Annotated in this window: 9 protein-coding genes; 6 read left to right on the top strand and 3 right to left on the bottom strand. The window is 57.9% G+C overall.

Annotated features, from left to right (window positions below):
* Window positions 1-1,035 carry a relaxase/mobilization nuclease domain-containing protein gene (locus JMF86_RS03595; RefSeq protein WP_077178414.1) on the top strand — a complete coding sequence of 345 codons (1,035 nt, stop codon included), beginning with the start codon at window positions 1-3 and terminating at the stop codon, window positions 1,033-1,035.
* A 122-nt stretch (window positions 1,036-1,157) separates the two neighbouring features.
* On the opposite strand, the gene yiaA is transcribed toward JMF86_RS03595, so the two are convergent.
* Together yiaA and JMF86_RS03585 are read right to left on the bottom strand one after the other, a co-directional pair.
* Window positions 1,158-1,601 carry an inner membrane protein YiaA gene (yiaA, locus tag JMF86_RS03590; protein WP_011544671.1) on the bottom strand — a complete coding sequence of 148 codons (444 nt, stop codon included), beginning with the start codon at window positions 1,599-1,601 and terminating at the stop codon, window positions 1,158-1,160.
* A gap of 103 nt (window positions 1,602-1,704) precedes the next feature.
* Window positions 1,705-2,652: an AraC family transcriptional regulator gene (locus tag JMF86_RS03585; protein ID WP_054927405.1), complete on the bottom strand. Its 948-nt coding sequence runs from the start codon at window positions 2,650-2,652 to the stop codon at window positions 1,705-1,707.
* Between the two features lie 129 nt (window positions 2,653-2,781).
* Between JMF86_RS03585 and JMF86_RS03580 the strand changes: the two genes are divergently transcribed.
* From JMF86_RS03580 to JMF86_RS03565, 4 genes are all read left to right on the top strand, one after another.
* A complete protein-coding gene (locus tag JMF86_RS03580) occupies window positions 2,782-3,111 on the top strand; it encodes a carboxymuconolactone decarboxylase family protein (RefSeq protein WP_006484989.1) in 330 nt (109 codons plus the stop codon).
* A 199-nt stretch (window positions 3,112-3,310) separates the two neighbouring features.
* On the top strand, window positions 3,311-4,144 hold the full coding sequence (locus JMF86_RS03575) for a class II glutamine amidotransferase (protein ID WP_054927435.1): 834 nt from the start codon (window positions 3,311-3,313) through the stop codon (window positions 4,142-4,144).
* A 713-nt stretch (window positions 4,145-4,857) separates the two neighbouring features.
* A complete protein-coding gene (cysC, locus tag JMF86_RS03570; protein WP_201316760.1) occupies window positions 4,858-5,421 on the top strand; it encodes an adenylyl-sulfate kinase in 564 nt (187 codons plus the stop codon).
* Window positions 5,422-6,854: 1,433 nt separating this feature from the next.
* Window positions 6,855-7,805: an FkbM family methyltransferase gene (locus JMF86_RS03565; RefSeq protein WP_201316745.1), complete on the top strand. Its 951-nt coding sequence runs from the start codon at window positions 6,855-6,857 to the stop codon at window positions 7,803-7,805.
* A 680-nt stretch (window positions 7,806-8,485) separates the two neighbouring features.
* Here JMF86_RS03565 and JMF86_RS03560 read toward each other — a convergent pair.
* Window positions 8,486-10,495, bottom strand: coding sequence for a Wzt carbohydrate-binding domain-containing protein (locus JMF86_RS03560; protein ID WP_201316744.1), 2,010 nt, complete (start codon window positions 10,493-10,495; stop codon window positions 8,486-8,488).
* Window positions 10,496-10,824: 329 nt separating this feature from the next.
* Between JMF86_RS03560 and JMF86_RS03555 the strand changes: the two genes are divergently transcribed.
* Complete coding sequence (locus JMF86_RS03555) at window positions 10,825-12,438, top strand: hypothetical protein (RefSeq protein WP_201316743.1); 1,614 nt, start codon at window positions 10,825-10,827, stop codon at window positions 12,436-12,438.
* Window positions 12,439-12,511: the final 73 nt, after the last annotated feature.

The raw sequence follows: 12,511 nt of genomic DNA, 5'->3' as shown, positions 1-12,511 counted from the left end.
ATGTCTTTTCCGAGAGTCTATGTCGACGAACTTTTGCTCAACTGGGGAGATCGCCTGTTTCACGATCCCCTACGGCATGTTCAGCCGCCGCGCCTTTCGGAGTGGGCGTTCCACCGAGACGCAATGCATCTGCGCGAGAAGCTGATGATGACACTTCGAGGCGCCTCCGAAGTGATGGTCAAGATCAGCAATAGGGCATCCGGTCCGCAGGGAATGAGCGTCGTCCGTCGTCACTTGAAGTACATTTCGCGCGACGGTTGTGTCGAACTGGAGGACCAGGACGAATGCCTGATTGCCGGAAAGCAGGCATTGGATGCTCTGATCGAACAATGGCATGTAGGCGGATGGGGCATCCCTCAAGAAAGCAAACGTCGAGAGACTCTCAACGTCTTGCTATCGATGCCCCCGGGTACCGACCGCCAGGCAGTATGGGACGCGGCACGGGCATTTGCACACGAAACTTTTGGTGACGGACGTCCGTATGTCTTCGCGAAACACGATGACGAGGCACATCCCCACGTACATATGAGCGTTCACACCCGTGGTCCGGACGGCCGGCGGCTCAATCCACGCAAACGAGATTTGCATCAATGGCGAGAAGCCTTCGCCCAACAACTTCGCGCACGCGGCGTCGACGCAAATGCAACGCCCAGAATGGTACGCGGCCAAACGCGGCGTCTTTCGAAGCAGGCAGCTATTTGGGGGACGCTACAAGAGACCCCAATACGCTCTCCCGTAATCGACGACAGGACGCGCCATGACTTGTGGAAAGCACATATCGAAACCTTGAGCGCCTGGCACCAAATTGCACGCACATTGGCTAACTCCAATGCCCCCAAAGATCGGGCAATGGCGATAGGCGTCGTAGAGTTCGTACGGCAAATGCCCATTTGTTCATTGGGCCCGACGAACAGGCCGCAAGTCCCGGGCTCACTGCCATGGCCGACCCAGTCGACGGAGCGAGGGCGTTCACCAGCGGTACCAGACCTGCAACTGGACAGAAGTCGCCTGCCATCATTAGATGTTGAGCGCTGATGACTGACCGCCACACGGGCACATGAACAAAGGACAGTGAACCCGCGGCACACCGACGAATGCTGCCAGCGCGGACATCATCGCTCAGCAGGCGGCTTCGGCGGCGCACGCCCCGCAAGTCGTCACTCTTGAATTGACTGCGCGGAATCGGCGTCGATATAACGCGGCTTCGCGTTCTGCAAGTCGCGCGTGTTCTTCTGCACAGCCACCGAGCCGAACAGCGCGAGCACGAACGACATCGCATAAAAGCCCTTCTCGCTCAACTGCAGCGTCGCGTTGAAGAGGCCGACGATCAGCAGCGCGATCGACAGCAGCAGCGCGATCCAGCTGAGGCCGTAGTAGATGCCGGTGACGGGAATGCCTTCCGCGCGGTCGCGCACGCTCTTCTGCAGCGAGATCGCCGCATAGAGGCCGAACACCAGCACGGTGAAGTAGTAGCCCTTCTCGTTGAGCTGCATACCGGCGTTCCAGAGCCCGATGAGGAAGGCCGCGAAACCGGCGAGCAGCGCGGCCCACGATGCGGCCACGAACGCGAACGACGGTTGCTGGATGGTGGTCTGGTTCATTGCTTTGCCCTCTCTTTCTTGTTGTTCGAAGTCGTTGTCATTGAACTGCGTTTTGCGCATGGTAGCAGCTTTGGCGCGCGTCACGACGGGCACGATTGCATGCTCACGTTTCGCGCCGCGCGCGCCGCCAGCGCCCCGGCGTCGTGCCGAGCACCGCGCGAAACGCCTTGCCGAACGCGGCCTCGGACTGGTAGCCGACCGCCTGGCCGATTTCCGCCTGTCCGCGCTGCGTGTCCTGGAGCAGCGCGCACGCGTGCATCATCCGGATCTGCGCGACGAACGCGCCGACACTCATGCCGGCCTTCTCGCGGAAATGTCGCGCGTAGGTCGCGCGCGACATCGCTGCCTCGGCGCCGAGCGATTCGACCGTCCACGGTTGCGCCGGCGCCTGCAGCACGGCCTGGACCGACGGGCCCAGCCGCGCATCGGCCGCAAGCGCGAGCCAGCCGGACGGTACGCGCGCACCGCGACCGTACGCGCGCAGCGCATACGCCAGCAGCGCCTGCCCGAGCGCATTCACGATCGCGCCGGCACCCGGCTGCACGTTCGACGCCTCGGTACGCAGCACACTCGTCAGCAATTGCAGCGGCGCCGCCCCCGAAGTGTCGCGCAACCCCACGTGCAACACCTGCGGCAGTGTACGCATCAGCAGTTCGCCCGCGCCGCGCGCATAGACGAACCGTCCGCAGAGCAGATCCACGCTCGCGCCGCCCGGTTCGACCGGATCGAGATTCGACTTGACCGGCAGCACCGCGCCGTCGCCGACGCGCGAATCGCGCAGCGGCACGAGTGGCTTCGAGCGGCCGCCCGCTGCGTCGAGCAGGTCGTGCGCACCGCCTGCGGACAGCAGCACGAAATCGCCCTCGGCGAGTTGCAGCGTGCGCCCGTCGGCGGCACGCAGCCGGCAGGCGCCGGCCAGCACCAGATGGAACGCCGCCTCGCCGGGCGGCAGCGGGTCGTGCGGCATCGCGAACGGGCCGTCGAGCAGGCAGCGCACGTCGAGTTCGACATGGCTGCGGCCCAGCGACAGCAGTTGGCTCAATGCATCCATGAGACGATTGCGCTAAAAATTGACACTCTAGCGTATCGAAACCCTCAGCGCGAGCGATCAGAATAGGCTTGCATCGCCCGAGATCGCGGCACCCGCCGCCCTCCTCACTCTTCTCGACAAGGACGCATCATGCTGAACTGGAACGAATACCGGAAGGAACTCTCGACCCGTATCGGGGACATCGCCAAGCTGTCGCCCGATACGCTGGCCGGCTACAAGGCGCTATCCGGCGCGGGCGCCAAGACCGGCCATCTCGACGCGAAAACCCGTGAGCTGATCGCGCTCGCGGTGGCCGTCACGACGCGCTGCGACGGCTGTATCGCCGTGCATACGGCCGAAGCGGCCAAGCATGGCGCGACCAAGGAAGAAGTGGCGGAGGCGCTCGGCGTCGCGATCGCGTTGAATGCGGGCGCGGCGCTCGTCTATTCGGCGCGTGTGATGGACGCGCTCGGCGACTGAGCCGGCACGGTGCGGCACGGCCCACGTGCCGCACCGCACCGAACTGCTGCATTGCATGGCGCCGAGCCACATGGTCGCGCGGTCGCGTATCGCGCGGAGGCGGCCGCCACGTATGACGATTGTGGCTGAGCCGCCCGGACGCGGCGACGTCGCGGAGTCGGCTACCATGCGCGAACGATACATCGTGAAGGAGCGCTCCATGTGCCGCTGGCTCGCCTATACGGGCAATCCGATCCATCTGGAAACCGTGCTGTTCCGCGCGAAGCATTCGCTGATCGACCAGAGCCTGCATTCGGAGCTGGGCGCCACGACCACCAACGGCGACGGCTTCGGCATCGGCTGGTACGGGCATCCCGACGAACTCCCGTTCCGCTATCGCTCCGTACATCCCGCATGGAACGACCGCAACCTGCGCGAAGCCGCGCGTGCGATCCGCTCCCGGATGTTCATCGCACACATCCGCGCAGCGACCGACACGCCCGTGCAGGAAACCAACTGCCACCCGTTCCGCCACGGCCGCTGGCTATTCGCGCACAACGGGCTGATCCGCGACTTCCACAAGCTGCGCCGCGACCTGACGATGAAGGTCGACCCGGCGCTATTCCCGACGCTCGAAGGCTCGACCGATTCCGAGCTGATGTTCCGCCTCGCGCTGACGTACGGTCTCGAGCAGGCGCCGCTGCCGGCGCTCGAACGGATGGTCGGCGTGGTCGAGGAAACCGCCACGCGGCATCGCGTCGCCGATCCGCTCAACATGACGATCTGCGCGACCGATGGCGAACGGATCGTCGCGGTGCGTTACTCGAGCGAACGGCAATCGCGCTCGCTGTTTCACAGTACGTCGTTCAAGCATCTGCACGAGCTGTATCCGCATAACCCGCGTATCGCCGAAGCCGGCGATGATGCGTTCATGGTCGTGTCGGAGCCGCTCGTCGACCTACGCGGCGCGTGGGAGGAAGTGCCGGAGGGCATGGCGATCGTCGCGCATGGCGCCGATGTGCAGCAGCGACCGTTCGGGCCGCGGCACAAGTGACATCCGGCAGTCCTGACGAAAGCGAGCGTGATAAGACGATTGTGACGATCCGGCTTTTAAGGGCCGGCGCGTGGTGCTGCCGAAGTAATCGGAAGGGATGCCAATCGTCACCCGACAAAGATAATCGACCCACACGTCGAATAATCCCCAATTCGATAATGAGCGACAGAGTCGCATCACGAAGGCGGACGCCACGCGCACTCCTCTGTGGTTTTCGCCGAATAAAAAATTAATACTCTTGCGATTTCATACCCACCAGGAACGGGGGCGATAATCGAAACACGGCCGAAGACATATGTGTCGAGGAATTCCGCAACACGTCGACGGGCACCGTTGCCCTGCTTCCGACGATTCCGCCGCAAGCTGCTCGCTCCCGCCTCCCTCATGGCACCGGGCCGGTCGGGACGTACCGCAAACTCAGTGGGGCAATGAAATGGGGCCGTGATTTTACCTGCCTTTTACCGTACCGGCGACACGTGTTCATTTCCAATTATTACGACGAATCGGCAATCGTTACCGAGCAGAGGGCGCCCGAACAACGTCGTGCCACACGAAGGCCATCGCTTATTCCTGATTAAAATATTCAAGTTACAAATTTAGAAAAGGCACGTTACAATTCGCCGACGGATGAATCCGCATCATAAAAAGTACGACGCAGTTACCGGCACATCGACTCCGAGATGACTCAAGATCTCCAAAATTCCCTCCCTGTCATGCTGACGGGTAATCAATCCGTGCTTTCCAGCATGAAGCAGGACCATGCCTTCGTGGTATGGCTCACCGGTGTCTCCGGTGCCGGTAAATCGACGCTGTCGAATCTGCTGAAGGAACAACTCGAGGCACGCGGTCTTCGGACTTTTCTGCTGGACGGCGACCTGCTTCGCGAAGGATTGAATCAGGACCTGGGATTCAGCGACGCAGACCGTCACGAGAACATTCGCCGGACGGCCGAGGTCGCGCGCCTGATGGTGGAGGCCGGGCTCGTCGTCATCGTTGCGCTGATCTCGCCGTTTCAGGAGGCTCGCGCCAAAGCGCGCGCGCGTTTTCCACAGGGCATGTTTTTCGAAGTCTTTGTCGACGTTGCGCTGGATGTAGCGGAAGCGCGCGACCCCAAGGGGCTGTATGCGCTGGCAAGGCAAGGGGCCATTCGGCAGTTCACCGGCATCGAATCGACCTATGAAAAACCGGTATTGCCCGACGTGCATGTGCGCACCGGCGAAGCAAGTCCGCTGGAATGCGTGCACGCGATCATGCAGAAATTGCCGTTGAACGGCTGATTCTGGCGCGGCCATCGGCTCGCCAGCGCCCCCGCTCCCTTCTTCTTTTTCGGCGCGCTATTGCGGCGACCGACGGTTGAACTGTCCGCCTTACGTCACATCGGTCCACTGTCTTGGTTGGGCGCGACGATCAGCACATCGCGAAACAGCGCGCTGAAGACACCCGTTCCGCACTGGCGCTCATCCGCCTCGCAATGCTCGACGAGGGTTTCCCGACGGCCGAAAGTTCAATCTACTCGGAACTGCTGTTCCATCTCACACTAACATACAGCCTCGAGCAGGCATCGCTCCCGACGCTCAAGGATGGCCAGCGCGGTCGAGGAAACCGCCGCGCGTCATCGCGTTGCCGGTCCGATCAACATGACAATCTGCGCGGCCCGGTAACCGGATCATCTCGGCGTGCTATTCAAGCCAACGACCATCGCGCATACTGTTCCATGGCACGTCGTTCAGGCGGCACACGACTTTAATCCACCTAATCCACGCATCGCAGAAGCCAACGATAACGTGTTCATGGTCGCACCCAAACCGCTAATCGACTTGCACGGCGCGTCGGAAGAAAGTACCGGCCGAGATCGCGATCGTCGCGTACGGCGCCGATGTGCCGCAGCAGCCGCTTCGGTGGCAGCGCAAATAAGCACGGGCGGTCGACCCATCGTCCTGACACGCCGAGAACATTCAAGCAAGACGCGTACGCCTCGACGGCAAGCGCCGAATCGATATTACGACGACTCCACCGCGTGGACTGTGCATCCGGATCAACGTCGATAACATAACCAGGCAGATGATGTTGCAGATCGAGACTCGGCACACTGGAAACGTGAACGACGAACCTTAGCCACTGTTTGAGCCATTATTTCATGTGTTGTTCCCCCGGTCTGAGCTCTCCCGGTAAATAATTGACTATAGGACCAGGTTGGATGGCATTCCGCTTTGTTCTACATACGGGAATTTCTTCGGAAGGTTTGCCGTAACGATCAGGCCTCAGTAGCGGGACGATTTGCTGACGACAACTGCGAGATCGGCGAGGCGCCCAGGCGTTGAAGCAAGTTCATTCGAATGTTTTGTAACGCCCTCACGTCTAGATTGACTAGTCGTGGGCCGCATTACAGAGATACGCCGGCACTCAGAGAGGCACACATCACCACAGACGAAAGCACGCCGCTCGAGGTCCCCTCGGCGCCGATCGATATAATTCGCTAACGTTTGAAGCGATGCTCAACACCGTCACGACGATCACGGCCATGGACCGCGGAGCAACATTTCTAAGCATTGACCTTCTTGCTCTCGTAGAATAGCCGTCGTCAGGGGCGGAAGACGATCACTGACAATCGACGTGCCGGATTGGCCAGGCTGGCACCCAGCGGACGAAAGCGACTCCTGCATCCTATTTTTCTGTTCAACAATATCGATAACGATGTTTGAGGAAAAGAATGGATTTTTCTGAGCAAATTCAACGATCTATTTCGGCAAGGCAGGCTCTTGGGGCAGATTTTTTTGGTGGCTGGGAGGCATCCGACCTTGACTTATTTGCCAAATACCGAAAAATTTCTCAAGGAACACCCGGGTATGTAACCGATTACTTCGGGACGAAAACACCTACCGATTGCGTTCCGTGGGCCGCAGCACGCGATGGCGACACCTTCGATAGTCCGCCCATTCCGAATGACGGGGTACGAGCCGAGGCCATCGAGTATTATGCGCTACTCGACAGTCTTGAGAATACTAGGGATGACAGCTTTTCCATGGTTGAACTTGGATCAAGCTATGCACCATGGGCTGCAATAGCTGGAGTACTTGCGAAGCGCCAGGGCAAGAACGTCGCCATCAGAGCAGTGGAGGCCAGCGCTTATTTCCACGCTCTCATTTCAAAAAATCTCTCGGCAAACGGCCTCACCGACAACCTTTCCATTCCGAAAGTCGAGAGTATGGCCATCCATGGAGCAGTAGGCATCAGAAAAGGAACTGTCTTTTTTCCGATCGTCAGAAGCGCTTTTGAAAATGGTGGGCAAGCCGCCTATGCGGCGCCCGATGTCGATTACGTCGGGCGGTCTGTTCCACATGAGGAGGTACCAGTCAGAACCCTCGATGAGATATTCGACGGACTTGAAATAATCGACTTTATTCACTGCGATATTCAAGGATCAGAAGGCGACGTTTTAATCCACGGCGCATCACAAATCAGTCAAAAAGTTAAGCGCATGTTCATTGGAACGCATAGCCGAAAAATAGAAGGCGATCTGATGGAATGCTATCACAAACATGGCTGGCATTTGCTCCGGGAACGCCCTGTCACAATGTCTTATCGAGCTGATCTAACATCAATTGTCGGAATGACAACAATCGATGGCGGTCAATATTGGGTGAATAGCAGGTTTAATTAGACACCTCAAGCTTGATCCTTATACGGGATCATTGCCTGATTTTTCGTTCGTCTCGACGGATGTTAGCCAATGATCTCGACCAAAAATGAACCTGCCTGCATTTTGGTGGGCGAGGGCGGTTAAACAGCGGATTATCCGCACGCCAGCATAAATCGCTCTCCGAACAGGAGAGCAAACTGATTCAGTGCTGATTTTCAGTCGAAAGCAGCGCGCACCGCCTTAGCCAGTACGTTTCGAAACTGAGCATTTCGGCAGATAGCTGAGAGCGACTGATATCACCTCAATGACACATCGCATCGGCATAGCCGCTCTCTTACGCAGTGGAGCGGCCCCATGTATCTGAGGACAGGTAAGGGACTCCCTTAAAATAGCGGATAGTCTTGTGCCTATCAGTAAGCTTAGTCATTACGTGGAACCCGTCGAAATTCCCCGAACCTGCGTCACTTATATGGACAGGCCGGACGCGCCAACGGCGCTCTCGCGTCCGGTCACTGCGTTTGTCCAGGCAAAGCCATGGAATACCGCTCGCCTCGCAAGCTCAGGCACACAGCAGCGTCATCTATCTAACGGCGTCCAAATGTCCTAGGCTACAGGGGTAACTCCACGCAGCATATATGCGCTAGCGCACCGTGCCAAGCGATAAATAAACAACAAGACCTGCACAACGGCCGTCCGGCATATCAAGCGCTGATTGGCACAATTCGAAGGGTGTCTACACGCATGTCGGCACTCGATGGTACCCATACGCGGATCTCAAGATCAGTGATTGGCGTTACAAGCTCGAACCCGAACGCCGCGATCTCTCCGTCCCTCTCACCCGGGATAACTTCGTGCCGCATTAGCACGTATCCTCCACGCCCCCAGCTCACATCTATCCAAGCGCTATCAATAAGTGCGTAGCAACCTTCGAGACTGACGACATATCGCCCCTGGGACAACGACGCATACGGACCAAATAGCAGATACCCCTCCTGGCCGACACTCGACATCACACCGCGACCGCGCCGCCCAGCGTGCGTGCACAAACGGATATCTGCGCCGCGATACAACCTCGGTCCGTCAGGATCCTCGACTTCGAGCATGAGTGTCAGTGGCTGGAATCCCTGCTCCTCTGGCCATTTTTCGCCATCTCTGGACAGCGTCAGAACAAGCTTGAACCGTCCGCTAACACTGGGTGCAACGACATGCATGGAAAGCGGCAGAACTTGCCTCGGTGCGACGAAGTTAATAGGCAACGGAATATTCTCCGCGCTAGTTGCAATCACGCCCCCGCTCGAGTCCAGCCAGCGATACGAAAGACAGATTGGATGAAAGGTCGTACTCGCCCAGGTTTGCGACGACGCGTTCTCCAGTGTTACTGGAAGCTCAAATGATTCGCCGGCAACCAAGCATCCTAATACAGCGTCGGTCGCAAGATGACCACGCGTATCTTCAAGATTGGCAGACACTGCATCGCCTATTCGCTCACAAGAGAAATCTGCGGGAATACTCATGTAGCCTACGCTTGGCGTGTCGCGCTGCACCACGACACGAAACGGCACGAGTCTTTCGTAGCACGCGAGTTCATCAATCCGGTTGTCCCGGCTGCAAGAAAATTCGAATCCAGCAGCATATTGTCCTTCTGGCAAATTCGCCACCAAGTAATACCGCAAGCTATACATACCTGGGGCGATTTCCACGAGAGGGCGATCCAATAGCGCGTTGCTCGTACCAAACGCCCAACGTCCGTCCTCGTCCGACAGATGAACACCGACACCCAACTGATCAACGGCAGTATTGATCGAAAAGACAATATTGAAACGCAGAAATTGCCCATAGCTACATGTGCCATCACCGTCAACGGCTGCGGAGATCAATGAGAACTCCGGCGCAGAATGTGTACGGTATGCAACGGGTTCGTATGGCTGCCAGCGGGGAGTCACCAAAACGGAGGTGACCGTGCGCGCGGCACGTTCGCTTGCCCACCGCTCGCGCAGCAGGTGATAAAACTCCAAGTCGAGTCTGTTCAATGCTTCAAGGCATGTACGCAACGATGACGAGATCTCGCCGACTTGCGGCCTCGTACGTGTCGTATTTACTCGCTGTAGATGCGCCGGGACAGGAATTTCAATCAACGCCGCGACGTCCGACAGAAAATCCGGCAGCGATTCGTACAAGCCCCACACATCATACCGAGTAATGCCGGCAAGCGCCGCGTCGATCTTCTGCCGGTCCGATCGCTCCGCTCCAGGCAATATGCCAGCGAAGTGCTCCACGTATGGGTTACGAATATTCTTGAGAAAGTCCTGATCGAAGGATTCTTCCACAACATTCAGGAGATCGGGGCCAGGAGCGCCCGCCAAAGCGACGAAGCGCTCAGCTTGCTCCCATAACCCCGGCAACTCAGCCGAATCGTGATTCTTCACAAGAAAAAACAGCCAAGAAATCGCTCGATCGATCGGCTCGCGCAAACAGGTCATGTAGTGGTAGCGCGGATCGAGATCACTTCCCTGAAAATCGACATGTGCGGAGATCACGGAATACTCGCCCCCGTATCGGCGAATCAAATCGCGATGGCGTCCGATCAGGTTCGGGGTAACGCAGCCAGCACCCAAATTCTCTTTGAGCCATACATTCACTGCCTGCCCAGCAGTCTTAGGTAAATGATCAAAAATGACGCGACCGGAAAAAACTTGTCGTTGATACTGCATTGCGCAACTCCCATCTCTTGTTATATCGCCACGAGCATTCATTCTCGATCAGCCGAAATTTTGACAGAGTTCGACACTCCGTCCAGTTTTTTCGCGCGATAACACGCCCCACGCACGTCCTGATATAAGAAATTCAGCAGCCGTGCAGATCACGCTACATTTTCGGCACACGGATACCCCCCATCGACACCCGCATTGGCACTCGCCCGTAATTGAATTGCCCTCCCCCCCTCAGACGACCAAGCACTGAAATACTGTCCTATCATGCGAACTTTGGAATCCAGTGCTTGGTGACACATGGGAGGAAGTCAGTGCCACAGGAGATTTATATGAGGCAAACCGTTTTAGCCATTCTGGTGTCTGTCGCTCTTCCGCTCGCCAACGCAACAGCGCAGCCCAGGCCATCCAACGCCCCTCCTCCGATGCAGCGTGAACTTGGCGAAACGCTCCAGTTCCAGCAGAAAGGTAGAGGAAGCATACCGCGTGCGCTCTCGGTCAAGCTGGCTGACACCATCAACGGTGCGGATTTCGGGATGCTATGCAACGGAACGGTCGACGATACCAATGCTCTCAATCACGCCCTCGCGTATGCTGCAACCGTTGCGCCGTCGGTCGTCAATCTACCGTTATCGAGCGCACGCTGCATGATCTCCGGTACTGTTAGCGTCCCGAGCAACGTAACGCTTGCCGGATCGCGTGGGCAGCGTGCCAGTCTCGCCGCAGGCGCACCAAATCTGAATCCTCTGATCTCGCTTGACGGCAATGGGTCCACGGTACGCGATCTCTATATTAATGCAGCGGCGGCCGGGCCCAATACGAAAGGTGTCGCGATCGCAGTCAAAAACGTCGTCGCCCCGGTGATCGCCGGCGTCTATATCCAGGGGCCATTCATCGGTATCGACCTAAATGGCAACCAAGCACTCGTCGATCAAACCATCGTCAATGGGACCAAGGGAGCGGGCAGCATTGGCATTCGAATTGGTGCACAAACAACTCATGGCAACACCGTAGACGCTCGCATCACGCATACAACCGTCATTGCCGATCGCACCGATCCAGGTGACGTAGCGATGCAAGTCCTTGATGCAGGAGGACTGCTTGTTTCCGAGTCCGACATGCTGTTCGCCAGAATCGGTACTCAGATCATTCCAGGACATCTACAATCGGTTGCGTGGGCAAGCTTCAGCAATACGTACGTCGGGGACAGCAACGCGATTCATGCGCTAGCAATCGATACGGCTGCCACAACGGCACGTGTTGAAGGACTCGAATGCACCGCCTGCTGGACCGCCTCCGCTCAATCAGACAACATAGTCGTCGACAACACGGCAAAAGGCCTCGTATCGGAGATTCATTTCAACGGGCTGCGCAACTATAACGGCGCATCAAACGGCGCGAACATTCGTGCAGGAACGTTTGTGACGTTCGACGCGAGTCGCTTCTGCGGTAATGGTCGGAGCGGTCGCCCTGCGGCCAATATCGTATATGGACCCAATGTCGGTGCCTTCGCGGTGAGAAACTCGGAGCTGGGCGGAGCATGCGGTGGACTCTTCACTACAGTCCCCGAGTATGGCTTGTTACTCGCAGGCAACAATGCAAGTGCCGTTATCAGCGGCAATGACTTTAGTGGTTCGAAAGCCCCGATCTCGGGCGCACCGTCTGGGAACAGTATCGTGGCGTCGAATCTCGGCATCGACACCTCTCCTACTACTGTCGAAAGCGCAGCAACGATCGATGTACGTACTGCATCCGTCGCGCTGCTGACGGGGCAAACGACTATCAGCAATATCCAGCCAATGTGGAATGGCCGCACGCTGAAGCTTATTCCGTCTCATGGTCCTATCAGCTTCGCGACGGGTGGCAACCTTTGCAACTCGGTCGCTACGCAGACAAACGTGCCAGTGGACGCATACTTCAACGGAGCTTGCTGGAACCTGAAATAGCCGTCGCTCCTCAGGTTGAATTCCACCGCATATCTACCAACTGGTTACGGGTCGCTGCATGCCGACTCAATGC

It is taken from the genome of Burkholderia sp. E168m15 (genome assembly GCF_016586105.1).
In the GTDB taxonomy this organism is placed as follows: domain Bacteria; phylum Pseudomonadota; class Gammaproteobacteria; order Burkholderiales; family Burkholderiaceae; genus Burkholderia; species Burkholderia orbicola.
Note: the sequence above shows the minus strand (reverse complement) of the source record. Positions and strands in the feature narration are given on the sequence as shown.